Annotated in this window: 14 protein-coding genes; 10 read left to right on the forward strand and 4 right to left on the reverse strand. The window is 71.0% G+C overall.

Features of this window, described 5'->3' with window-relative positions:
• Nucleotides 1–19 precede the first annotated feature (19 nt).
• The gene (locus ACFWVP_RS27505; RefSeq protein WP_384500616.1) at nt 20–463 is read left to right on the forward strand and encodes a hypothetical protein; all 444 of its coding nucleotides are present in this window, start codon (nt 20–22) and stop codon (nt 461–463) included.
• Nucleotides 464–562: 99 nt separating this feature from the next.
• Entirely contained in the window at nt 563–1,744 is a 1,182-nt protein-coding gene (locus ACFWVP_RS27510) for a hypothetical protein (protein WP_384500618.1), read from the forward strand.
• A gap of 109 nt (nt 1,745–1,853) precedes the next feature.
• On the opposite strand, the gene ACFWVP_RS27515 is transcribed toward ACFWVP_RS27510, so the two are convergent.
• Nucleotides 1,854–2,219, reverse strand: coding sequence for a DUF192 domain-containing protein (locus tag ACFWVP_RS27515; RefSeq protein WP_384500620.1), 366 nt, complete (start codon nt 2,217–2,219; stop codon nt 1,854–1,856).
• Nucleotides 2,220–2,322: 103 nt separating this feature from the next.
• On the opposite strand from ACFWVP_RS27515, the gene ACFWVP_RS27520 reads away from it, so the two are divergent.
• From ACFWVP_RS27520 to ACFWVP_RS27530, 3 genes are all read left to right on the forward strand, one after another.
• Nucleotides 2,323–3,123 (forward strand): prepilin peptidase, encoded by an 801-nt coding sequence (locus ACFWVP_RS27520; RefSeq protein WP_384500622.1) that lies wholly within the window; start codon nt 2,323–2,325, stop codon nt 3,121–3,123.
• Between the two features lie 69 nt (nt 3,124–3,192).
• Nucleotides 3,193–3,999, forward strand: a complete 807-nt coding sequence (locus tag ACFWVP_RS27525) for a class I SAM-dependent methyltransferase (RefSeq protein ID WP_384500624.1) — start codon at nt 3,193–3,195, stop codon at nt 3,997–3,999.
• A 150-nt stretch (nt 4,000–4,149) separates the two neighbouring features.
• Entirely contained in the window at nt 4,150–4,593 is a 444-nt protein-coding gene (locus tag ACFWVP_RS27530; protein WP_384500626.1) for a hypothetical protein, read from the forward strand.
• A gap of 332 nt (nt 4,594–4,925) precedes the next feature.
• On the opposite strand, the gene mgrA is transcribed toward ACFWVP_RS27530, so the two are convergent.
• Entirely contained in the window at nt 4,926–5,963 is a 1,038-nt protein-coding gene (gene mgrA, locus ACFWVP_RS27535) for an L-glyceraldehyde 3-phosphate reductase (protein WP_384500627.1), read from the reverse strand.
• A gap of 211 nt (nt 5,964–6,174) precedes the next feature.
• On the opposite strand from mgrA, the gene ACFWVP_RS27540 reads away from it, so the two are divergent.
• The 4 genes from ACFWVP_RS27540 (at nt 6,175) to ACFWVP_RS27555 (ending at nt 11,231) form a co-directional block, all read left to right on the forward strand.
• Nucleotides 6,175–6,936, forward strand: coding sequence for an isoprenyl transferase (locus ACFWVP_RS27540; RefSeq protein WP_384500640.1), 762 nt, complete (start codon nt 6,175–6,177; stop codon nt 6,934–6,936).
• Between the two features lie 344 nt (nt 6,937–7,280).
• A complete protein-coding gene (locus tag ACFWVP_RS27545) occupies nt 7,281–8,603 on the forward strand; it encodes a PhoH family protein (RefSeq protein WP_384500628.1) in 1,323 nt (440 codons plus the stop codon).
• Between the two features lie 390 nt (nt 8,604–8,993).
• Nucleotides 8,994–9,707, forward strand: a complete 714-nt coding sequence (locus ACFWVP_RS27550) for a lytic transglycosylase domain-containing protein (protein ID WP_384500629.1) — start codon at nt 8,994–8,996, stop codon at nt 9,705–9,707.
• Between the two features lie 129 nt (nt 9,708–9,836).
• Nucleotides 9,837–11,231, forward strand: a complete 1,395-nt coding sequence (locus tag ACFWVP_RS27555; protein ID WP_384500630.1) for an AI-2E family transporter — start codon at nt 9,837–9,839, stop codon at nt 11,229–11,231.
• A 105-nt stretch (nt 11,232–11,336) separates the two neighbouring features.
• Here the strand turns inward: ACFWVP_RS27555 and ACFWVP_RS27560 are convergent, their stop codons facing one another.
• Both ACFWVP_RS27560 and ACFWVP_RS27565 read right to left on the reverse strand, forming a co-directional pair.
• A complete protein-coding gene (locus ACFWVP_RS27560; protein WP_384500632.1) occupies nt 11,337–11,870 on the reverse strand; it encodes an alkyl hydroperoxide reductase in 534 nt (177 codons plus the stop codon).
• Between the two features lie 12 nt (nt 11,871–11,882).
• Nucleotides 11,883–12,437 carry a peroxiredoxin gene (locus ACFWVP_RS27565; RefSeq protein WP_014154322.1) on the reverse strand — a complete coding sequence of 185 codons (555 nt, stop codon included), beginning with the start codon at nt 12,435–12,437 and terminating at the stop codon, nt 11,883–11,885.
• A 135-nt stretch (nt 12,438–12,572) separates the two neighbouring features.
• Here ACFWVP_RS27565 and ACFWVP_RS27570 point away from each other — a divergent pair.
• On the forward strand, nt 12,573–13,562 hold a 990-nt coding region (locus ACFWVP_RS27570; protein ID WP_384500634.1), incomplete at its 3' end, for a hydrogen peroxide-inducible genes activator.

Raw genomic sequence — 13,562 nt, forward strand, 5'->3', positions numbered from 1 at the left:
GCGGAAGGTGCCGACGGACATGCCCACGGCCGAACAGCTGTCCCTGACCGAGGAGGAGTCCCGACTCCTCCAGCAGGGCCTCATCGAGTGGAGCGGCCCCGCGCGCTGCACGGAGGAGTTCGCCGTGGCCATGGGCTTCGACAGCGCGGAGGACGTGATCCGCCGGGGGCTGTGGATCCGTGGCGTGCTCGCGGCCATGGGGGACCTGGACCCGATGGACTGGGCCCGGGCCCTGCTGGCGACGGAGCTCGCCTTCGCCAGTGATGTGGTCGGCTCGGGTTACGAGTGGTCCACGACCACCGGCTGGCCCGACGACATCACCGTCCGCGTCCTGCGCTCGGTCCAGCTCAAACTCATCCGCACGGTCTCCCCGCTGGTCGGCAGAGGCCTCGGCACCCGGCAGACCGTGCACGCCGAGGTACTGCGGGCCGGAAGCGCCCCACCCCCGGCCCCGGCGAGGTGAGAACGGGGGCCGCCCCGTGCCTCCGGCGCTTCCCTCACGGGACGCGCCCCCCGCCACCACCGGCGTGAGCGGCGCCACGGCGGCCACATAATCGTCTGTATGTCCGCACAGCAGACCCGCCCCCGTCCCGCGGACCCCCGGGGCCCGCGGCCCCGCGTCGCCGTGGCGTTCGTGGCCGCGGCGCCCGCCCTCGCGGCCTACGCGGCCGTCCGGCTCGTCGGGCTCGTCGTCCTCCAGGTGTGGGCCTCCGCCGACGGGAAGGACGCCCTGAACCGGCTCGGCGGACGCTGGGACTCCGTCTGGTACCAGCGGATCGCGGAGAACGGCTACGGCTACACCGTCACCCTTCCCGACGGCGGAGTCCACCCCGACCTGGCCTTCTTCCCCCTCCTGCCCGCCCTGGAGCGCACCCTCGCCGAGCTGACCCCGCTCACCCTCCAGGGCGCGGGAATCGCCGTCGCCTGGGCGGCCGGACTCGCCGCCGCCTGGGGGATCTTCGCCGTGGGGGCGCGGCTGCACGGACGCCGCGCCGGAGTGCTGCTGGCCGTGCTGTGGGGCGTGTACCCGACGGCGTTCGTGCAGTCGATGGCGTACACCGAGACCCTGTTCACCGCCCTCGCCGCCTGGGCGCTGTACGCCGTGCTCAGGGACCGCTGGATCGTGGCGGGCACGCTGTGCGTCATGGCGGGACTGACACGGCCCTCGGCCGCCGCGCTCGTCGCCGCGCTCGCGGTCACGGCCGCCGCCGTCCTCGTACGGGAGTACCGGGCGGGCGACCGGAAGGGCCTGGTGCGCCGGAACGCGCGCATGCTGCTCGGCGTCTGCCTCGCGCCGATGGGCTGGCTCGCCTACGTGGTGTTCGTCGCCGTGCGCCGGGGCGGCCCCTTCGCCTACTTCGAGGTCCAGGCGCAGTGGGGCAACAGCATCGACGGGGGCCGGGCACTGGCCGGGTTCGTCCTCGGGCTGCCGCTGCCCGCCGCGCTCGGGCTGTGCGCCGCCCTGGGGCTGCTGGGGTGGCTGGTGGTCCTGTGCGTACGGCAGCGGCAGCCGCTGCCCCTGCTCGTGTACGGCATCGCGATCGTCGTCATCTCGCTCATCGGGTCCGGGTACTTCGGGTCGCGGCCGCGTCTGATGATGCCCGCGTTCCCGCTGCTCCTGCCGGCCGCTCTCGCGCTGCTGCGCCTGCGGACGACGGCCCGTACGGCCGCGGTCCTCACCGTGCTCGCCCTCGCCTCCGCCGCGTACGGGGCATGGACCCTGCTGGGAACGGGACCTCCGTGACCTGGGCCCACGGGCCCATCGCCCCACGGACGACGCGCCCCGGCCGGTGCCGAGCAGTTGCCGCACCCGTCACCGCCAGGGCGGCGAAGCCGCCGTGGGGCGGACGGACTCAGGCCCCTCCGGAGACCCGTATCCGCGCACCCGGCCGCAGGCCCCACGCCTCCATCGCCCCGGCCTCGGCCTCCACCACGTGGCGGGCCCGCAGCCTGGGCAGGCCGAGCCGGCCGGGCTTCATCGTGCGGACTGCCAGGACGTCGAACTTCCGGTCCAGGTACGCCACATCGATGGCGAACCGCATCCGGAAGGTGTGCACGCTCGCGCACGGAGTGATCAGCAGGGCACCGTCGACCCCGTCCACGCCGAGCAGTCCCCGGGACCGCGCCCCGTACGAGGCCGCGATCCGCAGCGGCACCTCCCTCGCCTCCGTGTCCGTGCCGACCGTCAGTGTGCCGTCGCCGTCGCGCCATTTCCCCATGGGCACCGACCGTAGCCCCCACGGCCCCGTCCCGGACCCCGAACGGCCCGCGGTGGGCCCCAGGGCCCAAGACCCGGGCACCGGCCCGCAATAGGGTCGGTCCGTGGAAGCCACACTGATAGCGGTCGCCGCGCTCTGGGGCGCCCTCGCCGGAACGCTGCTCCCGCGCGCCGCGTACCGCTTCTCCGTAGAGCCGGAGGAGCCCTGGCGGGACGCCTGCCCGGCCGGGCACACGCTCACGGGGCCGGGTTGCGGCTGGCTCGGCTCCACCCGCTGCGCGGCCTGCGCCGCGGCCGTCCCGGCGCTGCGGGGGAGCAAGGGCCACGGACCGGCCGCGGCCGAACGGGAGGGCGGCCGGCCCCGCTACGCCCCCGCCGTGGTCGCCCCCGTCGTCACCGTGCTCGCCTGCGCGGCCCTCGCGGCCGCCACCGGCCTCCGGCCCGAGCTCGTCGTCTGGCTGTTGCTCGCCCCGGTCGCCGTACTCCTCGCCGTCATCGACCGCCGCGTCCACCGGCTGCCCGACCGGCTGACGCTGCCCCTGGCCGGCGCCGCCGTCCTGCTGCTGGGCGGCACGGCCCTGCTGCCCGAGCACGGCGGCTCCTGGACCGGCGCGCTGCTCGGCGGGGCCGCGCTCGGCGGCTTCTACTTCCTGCTCTTCCTGATCAACCCGAACGGCATGGGATTCGGCGATGTGAAGCTGGCCCTCGCCCTGGGCGTGGCGCTCGGCTGGTACGGGTGGGCGGTGCTGTGCGCCGGCGGTTTCGCGGGCTTCCTGTTCGGCGCCCTGTACGGCTTCGGACTGATCCTGCTGGGCCGGGCCGGACGGCGGACGGGCATCCCGTTCGGACCGTTCATGATCGCGGGCGCGCTGGTCGGCCTCCTGTTCGGCGGCCTCGCCGCCTGACCTTCACCGGGAGCACTGGCGTACGGATATACGGTCGCGTGGGCCATGACCGGCTGACACGATTCCCGTATGACCGGACCGCCCGCACCCTCCCCGGCCGACGCCCCTGACGGCTCGGACGCACGCTTCGACGCCCTCGTCGCCGAAGCCGCCACCGTGTCCGTCGACGGCTGGGACTTCTCCTGGTTCGACGGGCGCGCCACCGAGCAGCGCCCGTCCTGGGGCTACGCGCGAGCCATGGCGGACCGCATGGCGGGGGCCCGGGCGGCCCTCGACATCCAGACAGGCGGAGGCGAGGTCCTCGCGTCCGCCCCCGTGCTGCCGCCGCTGACCGTGGCCACCGAGTCCTGGCCGCCGAACATCGCCCGCGCCACCGCCCTGCTGCACCCGCGCGGTGCCGTCGTCGTCGCGGACCCCGACGAGCCGCCGCTGCCCTTCGGGGACGGCGCCTTCGACCTGGTGGTCAGCAGGCACCCGGTGGCCACCTGGTGGGCCGAGATCGCCCGGGTGCTGGCCCCCGGGGGCACGTACCTCTCCCAAGAGGTCGGCCCGGCCAGCATGTTCGAGCTCATCGAGTACTTCCTCGGACCGCAGCCCGCCGAGGCGCGCGCCGCCCGAGATCCGGAGCGCGCACGGGCCGCCGCCGAGGCCGCCGGGCTCGACGTCCTCGACCTGCGCGCGGAGCGGCTGCGAACCGAGTTCTTCGACATCGGCGCCGTCGTCCACTTCCTGCGCAAGGTCATCTGGATGATCCCGGGTTTCACCGTCGAGGCGTATCTGTCCCGACTCCGGTCCCTGCACCGGAAGATCGAGTCCGAGGGCCCCTTCGTCGCGCACAGCTCCCGCTTCCTGATCGAGGCCCGCAAGCCGGGGTAGCGCCGACAGGCATACGCTGAACCCGGCTTCACCGTCCGGGAATCCCCTCCCGCCCCGCGGGCCGCCGGATGAAACGGGAACCCCTGCTCCTACGTCCTACTCATGGGTAGTGCGACCCTGGTGGTTGATTGCACAACGAAGGAGCGGGTCATGACGGTGGGAAGGGAAACGTCCGGCGAGGAGATCAGCCGGCCGCGTCACGGCAAGGCCGACTGGCTCACCGGGGAACGGATCACCGCCGTCCACGGCCTGTTCTACCGGCCCGAAGGCCGTGCGGGGGAGCCGGAAGCCGTCGAATTCGTGCTCTCCACCGGCCAGTCGGTCCTGCTGACCTGCGCCTCCGACCGGACGTTGCGGATCACCTCCGGCAACTGGCCCGAGCTGCCCGCCTGGTGCGTACCCGCGGGGCAGTGGCAGTTCGCGCCTCTGAACCAGCTGCCGCCCCCGCCGTACGGAGGGGCGTGGACGGTCATCGGGACGCAGGAGCGCCGGGACGAGCACGGCGAGGTGCACGAGGCGGTCATCCGCTGCGAGGACGGCGATTTCGTCGTCATCGGCGGGGACACGGTGTCGATCCGCTTCGGCAGACACTGAGCCGTCCGCGCCGGGCGCGTCCACAGCCCCGCCGGAGGCCTCCCGGCGGGGCTGCCCGCCCAGGGGTGTGTGCTCGCAGCAGTCCGCCAAATTCGGAGAGTGATAATTTCGCGGCGTGGCACGCAGCATCACTTACGAAGGGTTATGGTGGAAACCCCCCCTCGGGCCGGTCCGTAACCCCCCCCACGGACCGGCCCGTTTTTTTGTGCCCGCGCCGAGCCCGTGCCGAGACCGCGCCGTGTTCCCGCCGTTCCCCCTCCGCGCCCCGCTGTACGGCCCGGGTGCCCACGCCGTGCGGCGGCGGGAACGGCCCCGCGTCGGCGCGGGAGGCGTCAGCCCCGGTTGGCCCAGATGTTCGTCCGCGCCGTGTCCACCGCGAAGGTGTCGATCTCCTTCAGCTCGTCGGCCGTCAGCGCCGGTGCTGCGAGGGCGGCCACGTTCTCCTCCAGCTGCCTCACGCTCGACGCCCCGATCAGGGCGGACGTCATGCGGCTGTCCCGCAGCACCCAGTTCAGCGCGAGCTGGGCGAGGGACTGCCCACGGTCCTGCGCGATGCCGTTCAGCCCACGCAGCCGGCGCAGCATCTCGTCCGAGAGCAGATCCGGGTCGAGGGACTTGCCCTGACTGGCCCGTGAACCCTCGGGGATGCCCGTGAGGTACTTGTTCGTGAGCAGCCCCTGGGCGAGCGGCGCGAAGGAGATGCAGCCCATGCCGGCCGTCTCCAGGGTGTCGAGCAGCCCGTCGGCCTCCAGCCACCGGTTGACCATGGAGTAGGACGGCTGGTGGATCAGGGCGGGCACACCCATCTCCCGGAGCAGCCGGGCCGCCTCGGCGGTCTGCTCGGCGTTGTACGAGGAGACACCCGCGTACAGCGCCTTGCCCTGGTGCACGGCGGTGGCCAGTGCCCCCATCGTCTCCTCCAGCGGGGTGCCGGGGTCGAAGCGGTGGGAGTAGAAGATGTCGACACGGTCGAGCCGCATCCGCTTCAGCGAGGCGTCGAGCGAGGACAGCAGGTACTTGCGGGATCCCCACTCGCCGTACGGCCCGGGGTGCATCTCGTAGCCTGCCTTGGTGGAGATGATCAGCTCGTCCCGGTACGGGGCGAAGTCCTGGCGGAAGAGCTTGCCGAAGTTCAGCTCGGCCGAGCCGGGCGGCGGACCGTAGTTGTTGGCCAGATCGAAGTGGGTCACGCCGAGGTCGAAGGCGCGACGGAGGATGGCCCGCTGGGAGTGCAGGCTCCGGTCGTCGCCGAAGTTGTGCCACAGGCCGAGGGAGACGGCGGGGAGCTTGAGACCGCTGCGACCGGTGCGGCGGTACTCCATGGAGTCGTAGCGCGAATCGGCGGCGCGGTGGGGGAGGTATTCAGTCACGTTTCACTCCTTATCACGGACTTGTGACAGACCGGGTTGGGCCCCCGTGACCAGTCCGCAGTAATGTGGCGACTTCGGGACATGCCGGTCCGCGGCGCGTGAGCGCGGCGTGCGGACCGCGCGGCGATCCCCCCGGGGGACGGCCCCGGACCCCCGGCGACGGGGAGGACGGGCCCACGGCGGCCGGTACGGAACCGAGAGGGTGAACTCAGTGAATGTGCGCGACCTGGTGTACGGGCTCTACGCACGCCGGGTGGAGGAGCGCCTGGACCACTCCCAGGTGCCCAAGCACATCGGAGTCATCCTCGACGGGAACCGGCGGTGGGCGAAGGCGTCCGGCGGCTCGGCCGTGCAGGGGCACCAGGCAGGCGCGGACAAGATCTCCGAACTGCTCGGATGGTGCAGCGAGACCGAGGTCGAGGTCGTCACCCTCTGGCTGCTCTCGACGGACAACTTCGACCGGCCCGAGGCCGAACTCGTCCCGCTGCTCGGCATCATCGAGAACACGGTGCGCCGGCTGGCCGCCGACGGGCGATGGCGCGTCCACCACGTCGGCACCCTCGACCTGCTGCCCGCGCGGACCCAGACCGTCCTCAAGGAGGCGGAGGAGGCCACGGCGGGCACCGAGGGGATAATCGTCAACGTCGCCGTCGGCTACGGCGGCCGCCAGGAGATCGCGGACGCCGTGCGGTCCCTGCTGCTGGAACACTCCGCCAAGGGCACGACCTTCGAGGAACTCGCCGAGGTCGTCTCCACGGACCTGATCTCCGAACACCTCTACACCCGCGGACAGCCCGACCCGGACCTGGTGATCCGCACGAGCGGCGAGCAGCGGCTGTCGGGCTTCATGCTCTGGCAGAGCGCCCACTCGGAGTACTACTTCTGCGAGGTGTTCTGGCCGGCCTTCCGCAAGGTCGACTTCCTCCGCGCCCTGCGCGACTACGCGGCCCGCCACCGCCGCTACGGCACCTGAGCCGCCTGCCCTCCACGAAGGGCGTACGAGGACGGGGACGGCGGGGGGCGACCGGGCCGCACCACTGGTCCGGCCCACGCGCATGGCTTCGCGTGTTCGAGGGAATACCCCTGTCAGGTCGATGTCCGGTCTCCAGCCAGGCGGACGTCGCAGCCAAGTGAGCGGCACCGGCCCGCTCGCCCGGGAGGCCCTTTGCACACGAAGGACCGCACACCGTGCGGCCGACGCGGAGGGCCGGCGTTCGGCCCGCGCACGGGGTCCGAACCCGGTCCGTCCTCTCCCTTCGGGAAGTTCCGCGACATCCGTCGCACTCCCCGACCTCGTCCGAGGGGGTACGTCCTTCCGTGGTGACCAGCACTAAGCGCCGCATGCCCGACAGGCGCACCTATGTTCTCGACACCAGCGTCCTGCTGGCCGACCCCAACGCCATGGCCCGGTTCGACGAGCACGAAGTGGTGCTCCCGATCGTCGTGGTCACGGAGCTGGAAGCCAAACGGCACCATCCCGAGCTCGGTTACTTCGCCCGCCAGGCCCTGCGCCTGCTGGACGACTTCCGGGTCAGGTACGGCCGGCTGGACGCCCCGATCCCGCTCGGGGATCTGGGCGGGACGCTCCGTGTCGAACTCAACCACTCCGACCCCGGCGTCCTGCCGGCCGGCTACCGGTTGGGGGACAACGACTCACGGATTCTCGCGGTGGCGCGCAATCTGCAGGCCGAGGGATACGACGTCACGGTCGTCTCCAAGGACCTGCCGCTCAGGATCAAGGCGTCCTCCGTCGGTCTCCTCGCCGAGGAGTACCGCGCCGAACTCGCCATCACCGACTCCGGCTGGACCGGGATGTCGGAGCTGACCCTCGCTGCCGAACAGGTCGACCTGCTGTTCAGTGAGGAGACGCTCTTCGTACCCGAGGCGGCCGAATACCCCGTGCACACCGGGCTGGTCCTCCAGTCCGAGCGCGGCAAGGGACTCGGCAGGGTCACGGCCGAGGGCAATGTGCGTCTCGTGCGCGGCGACCGGGAGGCCTTCGGGATCCACGGCCGCAGCGCCGAGCAGCGCATCGCGCTCGATCTGCTCCTCGACCCCGACATCGGCATCGTGTCCATGGGAGGCCGGGCGGGCACCGGCAAGTCCGCCCTTGCGCTCTGCGCGGGCCTGGAGGCCGTGCTGGAGCGCCGGCAGCACCAGAAGGTGATGGTCTTCCGGCCGCTGTACGCGGTCGGCGGACAGGAGCTCGGCTATCTCCCCGGCAGCGAGTCCGAGAAGATGAGCCCCTGGGCGCAGGCGGTGTTCGACACGCTGTCGGCCGTCGCCGGGCGCGAGGTCATCGAAGAGGTGCTGGGGCGCGGGATGCTGGAGATCCTGCCGCTCACCCACATCCGGGGCCGCTCCCTCCACGACGCGTTCGTGATCGTCGACGAGGCGCAGTCGCTCGAACGGAATGTCCTGCTGACCGTGTTGTCCCGGATCGGGGCGAATTCGCGTGTGGTGCTCACGCATGACGTGGCCCAGCGGGACAACCTCAGGGTCGGCCGGTACGACGGAGTCGTCGCCGTGGTCGAGAAACTGAAGGGGCATCCGCTCTTCGCGCATGTCACGCTCACCCGCTCCGAGCGCTCGCAGATCGCCGCGCTGGTGACCGAAATGCTGGAGGAAGGCCGCATCTGATACAGAAGGTCCCCTCAATGCCGTCCGGTGAGCCAAGCACCCTAACCGGGCGGCATTGTGCTGCGCCGTCATTTCGGGAAAACACTTGCTCCGAACGGGGTGTGAGCTTTAACACGCAACACAGAATTGCAACGCGCCGTGTCCTTCCGGCAGAGTCTTGCTTCCGTCAGGCCCCGCATACGGCACTTGGGCACCTCCAGAGGCGCCACGCACCACACAACTCAACACTTGCCGTCCGTATGCCGCCCGCGAGAACCACGTGGCGCTTCCGAGAGGAAGACGCCCACCGGGCCCGTGCCTCCCCGTGACCCAAGCAGTAGGGAGGCCAGCGTCAGGGGCACGATTGCGTCCGCGAGGTCACCTAAGCGGGCGATGCTGGAAGGACACCGTGTGAGCCGGATCTCGGTCCGGGGGTTCGCCGTGGCATCCGCCACCGCCGTAACCACCGTAGGCGCCGTCGTAGGCGTTGCGTCGGGCAGCACTCCCGCTGTCGACGACAACAACTTCGAGGCGGCCGCAGCCGACACCACGCTGCTCGCAGACATTCCCGCGGGTCAGCAGGCCCAGGTTCAGACCGCTTCGCTGACGCAGCAGGCCGACGCACAGGCCTCCGCGGCCGACGCGGCGGCCAAGAAGTCCGCCGAGGAGACGGCCCGCGTCCAGGCCGCCAAGGACGCCAAGTCGAAGAAGCAGGCGGCCGAGGACAAGCTGGAGGCCGAGCGCGAGGCCAAGGCCAAGGCCAAGAGTGACGCCGAGCGTGCGAGCCGGTCCTCCGTCCGCGACGCCTCCTCGTTCTCCGCGCAGGGCTCCTACACGGTGGCCGAAGTCCAGGCGATGGCACGGCAGATGATTCCTGCCGACCAGTTCCAGTGCTTCAGCAACATCGTGAACCACGAGTCGACGTGGAACTACCGGGCCACGAACCCCTCCTCGGGGGCGTACGGCCTGGTGCAGGCGCTGCCCGCCTCCAAGATGTCGTCCGCGGGCGCCGACTGGCAGACCAACCCGGCCACCCAGATCAAGTGGGGCCTCAGCTACATGGACGGCCGTTACGGCAGCCCGTGCGGCGCCTGGTCGTTCTGGCAGGCCAACCACTGGTACTAGGAACCTCCGGGTTCCCGCGCCCGACCCCGTGAAGCCCCGCACCGTCCTACGGTGCGGGGCTTCACGCTGTACGGTCGATCCGGACAGCCCCGGGGGAGTGCGAGGGGCTGACGGGGGAAAGGAAAGATCATGTCTAAACTTCCGGGATGGCTCGGTCGGCTGGGCGCCGAACTGACCGATATAGGGGCGCGCCTGGAAGAGCGGCGCGCCGAGGGCGCCCGCCGTGACGAGGAGGACGCCGTCGGCGCGGAGACGTCCTCGTCGACCCTTTCCACCGTCGCCGCCGAACAGGTGCCCGCTCCGCCCGCGTACGCCCCCTCCGTCGCCGCCAGACCCGATCCGGTCGCGGCCATCCCGTGGGGGATGCGTGTCGCCGCGGAGGCGGGCTGGCGGCTGCTGGTCCTGGCGGGCACGCTCTGGGTGCTGATGCGTGTCGTCAGCGCCGTACAGCTGGTCGTCCTCGCCTTCGTCGCCGCACTGCTCGTCACCGCCATGCTCCAGCCGACCGTCGTGCGGCTGAGGCGGCTCGGACTGCCGCGCGGTCTCGCCACCGCCGTCACCGCCGTGCTCGGCTTCGTCGTCATGGGCCTGGTCGGCTGGTTCGTCGTGTGGCAGGTGATGGACAACCTCGACACGCTGTCCGACAGGGTCCGCGACGGCATCGACGAGCTGAAGCGCTGGCTCCTCGACAGCCCGTTCCATGTCACCGAGTCGCAGATCAACGACATCGCGCAGAACCTCAGCGACACCGTCGGCACCAACACCGAGGAGATCACCTCGGCCGGACTGCAGGGCGTCACCGTGATGGTGGAGGTCCTCACCGGGATACTGCTGGCGATGTTCTCGACGCTCTTCCTGCTGTACGACGGGAAGCGCATCTGGCAGTGGGTGCTCAGGCTGGTCCCCTCCCAGGCCCGGCCGGGCGTCGCCGGCGCCGGACCCCGCGCCTGGCGGACGCTGACCGCCTACGTGCGGGGCACGGTGATCGTCGCCCTGATCGACGCGATCTTCATCGGCCTCGGGATCTACTTCCTCGACGTGCCGATGGCGGTGCCGCTCGCCGTCTTCATCTTCCTCTTCGCCTTCATCCCGCTCGTCGGCGCCGTGATCTCCGGCGCGCTCGCCGTGGTCGTCGCGCTCGTCACCCAGGGCGTGTTCACCGCCCTGATGGCGCTGATCGTGGTGCTCGCGGTGCAGCAGATCGAGGGCCACATCCTGCAGCCCTTCATCCTGGGCCGTGCCGTGCGCGTCCATCCCCTGGCCGTCGTCCTGTCGGTCGCCGCGGGCGGCATGATCGCCGGCATCGGCGGTGCGGTCGTCGCCGTCCCGCTGGTCGCCGTGACCAACACGGCGGTCGGCTACCTACGGGCGTACGGGCAGGCGCCGGGCGTGTTCCACGGACCGGGGCCGCACGGCGCGACAGCGATCTCCGTGACGCCGGCACCGGTCCCCGGCACCCGCCCGTCCGACGCGCCGGACGCCACGGGCGACGAGACGGACGCGCGGGACGAACCCCACAAGTGAGGCGGGGGGCCGCGGATCGCGGGAACGCGGCCAAGGAACATAAGAAGGGCCCCGGGGACGGTCGGTCGTCCACGGGGCCCTTCTCGTTCAAGGGGTACTGCGGTACTACTCGGCGAGAACGGCCTCTGCTTCGAGGGTCACGCCCACCGCCTGGATCACGGATGCGATCTTGACGGCTTCCTGAATGGTCTCACGGCCCACACCGGCGGTGCGCAGCACCTGCTCATGGGAGTCCAGGCACTGGCCGCAGCCGTTGATCGCGGAGACGGCGAGCGACCACAGCTCGAAGTCGACCTTCTCCACACCCGGCTTGCCGATGACGTTCATCCGCAGACCCGCACGGAGGTTCCCGTACTCGGGGTCCGACAGCAGGTGCCGGGTGCGGTAGAAGACGTTGTTCATCGCCATGATCGCCGCGGCCGACTTCGCCGCGGTGTACGCCTCGGCGGAGAGGTTGGCCTTGGCCTCCGGCTCCAGCTCGCGCAGCACGATCGGCGAGCGCGAGGCGATCGCGCAGGCCAGGACGGTGCCCCAGAGCTGCTGCTGGGGGAGATCGCTGTTGCCGATGACCGAACCGAGGTTCAGCTTCAGGTCCTTGGCGAAGTCCGGTACGGCGGACTTGAGTTCGTCGAGTGCCATGTCGGTGTCAGCTCACTCGCCCGAGAGGAGCGCGACCGGGTCCAGGGTGTTCTCGCCCTTGGTCCAGTTGCAGGGGCAGAGCTCGTCGGTCTGCAGGGCGTCGAGGACCCGCAGGACCTCCTTGGGGTTACGGCCGACAGAACCGGCGGTCACCATCGTGAACTGGATCTCGTTGTTCTGGTCGACGATGAAGACGGCGCGCTGGGCGAAGCCGTCCTCGCCCTCGATGCCGAGGTCACGCATGAGCTCGTGCTTCGAGTCGGCCAGCATCGGGAAGGGCAGGTCGGTCAGGTCCGGGTGGTCCTTGCGCCAGGCGTGGTGCACGAACTCGGAGTCACCGGAGAAGCCGAGGACCTGCGCGTCACGGTCGGCGAACTCGTCGTTCAGCTTGCCGAAGGCGGCGATCTCGGTGGGGCACACGAAGGTGAAGTCCTTCGGCCACGCGAAGACGATCTTCCACTGACCCTCGTAGGTCTTGTGGTTGATCTGCTCGAACTCCTTGCCGCTTTCCAGCGACACACAAGCGGTCAGGTCGAACTCGGGGAACTTGTCACCGACAGTGAGCACGCGCTCTCCTTGCAGCGTAGGAAATCCCTTTTTGGGGGTGTTCCTGGGGGTTGGACAATCACCACTTTGGCACAGAGTGCATTGATCACGGAAATAGCTACACTCGGTCGTGATGATCGGAGGTACCTATCAGTGGTGTATGTAAATCATGCCAATAGGTCCAAGCAGCCCAGCCTCTCGCAGCTGCGCGCCTTCGCGGCCGTGGCGGAGCATCTGCACTTCCGGGACGCGGCGGCATCAATCGGGATGAGTCAGCCGGCACTCTCCGGAGCCGTGTCGGCGCTGGAGACGGCACTCGGTGTCCAGCTCATCGAGCGTACGACGCGCAAGGTGCTGCTCTCGCCCGCCGGGGAGCGGCTCGCTGTGCGGACCAGGGCGGTGCTGGAGGCCGTCGGCGAGCTGATGGAGGAGGCGGAGGCCGTACAGGCGCCGTTCACCGGGGTGCTCCGGCTCGGGGTGATCCCGACCGTCGCCCCGTATCTGCTGCCGGCCGTGCTCAGGCTGGTCCACGACCGCTATCCGGAGCTGGACCTCCAGGTGCACGAGGAGCAGACCTCCTCGCTGCTGGACGGGCTGGCCGCCGGACGGCTGGACCTGCTGCTGCTCGCCGTGCCGCTCGGTGTGCCGGGGGTGACCGAACTTCCCCTGTTCGACGAGGACTTCGTCCTGGTCATGGAGCAGGAGCACGGACTGGGCGGGCGTACGGACATTCCGCGCGAGACACTGCGGGACCTGCCCCTGCTGCTGCTCGACGAGGGGCACTGCCTGCGTGACCAGGCACTGGACATCTGCCGTGAGGCGGGGCGTACGGAGGGGGCGCCGGTGACGACGACCGCGGCCGGGCTCTCCACCCTGGTGCAGCTCGTCGCGGGCGGGCTCGGGGTGACGCTGCTGCCGCGTACGGCGGTGACGGTGGAGACCGCGCGGAACGAGGCGTTGACCACCGGATACTTCGCCGACCCCGCGCCCTCGCGGCGGGTGGCGCTGGCGGTACGGACGGGAACGGCGCGGCACACGGAGTTCGAGGAGCTCGCGGCCGCACTGCGGGAGGCGATGGCGGACCTCCCGGTGCGGGTGCCCGCGGAGGGGGGGGGGGGGGGCCCCCCCCCGCCCCCCCCCCCCCCC

It is taken from the genome of Streptomyces sp. NPDC058637 (assembly GCF_042717325.1).
Classification (GTDB): domain Bacteria; phylum Actinomycetota; class Actinomycetes; order Streptomycetales; family Streptomycetaceae; genus Streptomyces.

What these genes read in the sequence shown, in the direction of transcription:
- ACFWVP_RS27530 (WP_384500626.1), top strand. Translation starts at nt 4,150, where the DNA reads ATGACGGTGGGAAGGGAAACGTCCGGCGAGGAGATCAGCCGGCCGCGT.
- ACFWVP_RS27515 (WP_384500620.1), bottom strand. Translation starts at nt 2,219, where the DNA reads ATGGGGAAATGGCGCGACGGCGACGGCACACTGACGGTCGGCACGGAC.
- ACFWVP_RS27560 (WP_384500632.1), bottom strand. Translation starts at nt 11,870, where the DNA reads ATGGCACTCGACGAACTCAAGTCCGCCGTACCGGACTTCGCCAAGGAC.
- ACFWVP_RS27505 (WP_384500616.1), top strand. Translation starts at nt 20, where the DNA reads ATGCCCACGGCCGAACAGCTGTCCCTGACCGAGGAGGAGTCCCGACTC.
- ACFWVP_RS27525 (WP_384500624.1), top strand. Translation starts at nt 3,193, where the DNA reads ATGACCGGACCGCCCGCACCCTCCCCGGCCGACGCCCCTGACGGCTCG.
- ACFWVP_RS27555 (WP_384500630.1), top strand. Translation starts at nt 9,837, where the DNA reads ATGTCTAAACTTCCGGGATGGCTCGGTCGGCTGGGCGCCGAACTGACC.
- ACFWVP_RS27510 (WP_384500618.1), top strand. Translation starts at nt 563, where the DNA reads ATGTCCGCACAGCAGACCCGCCCCCGTCCCGCGGACCCCCGGGGCCCG.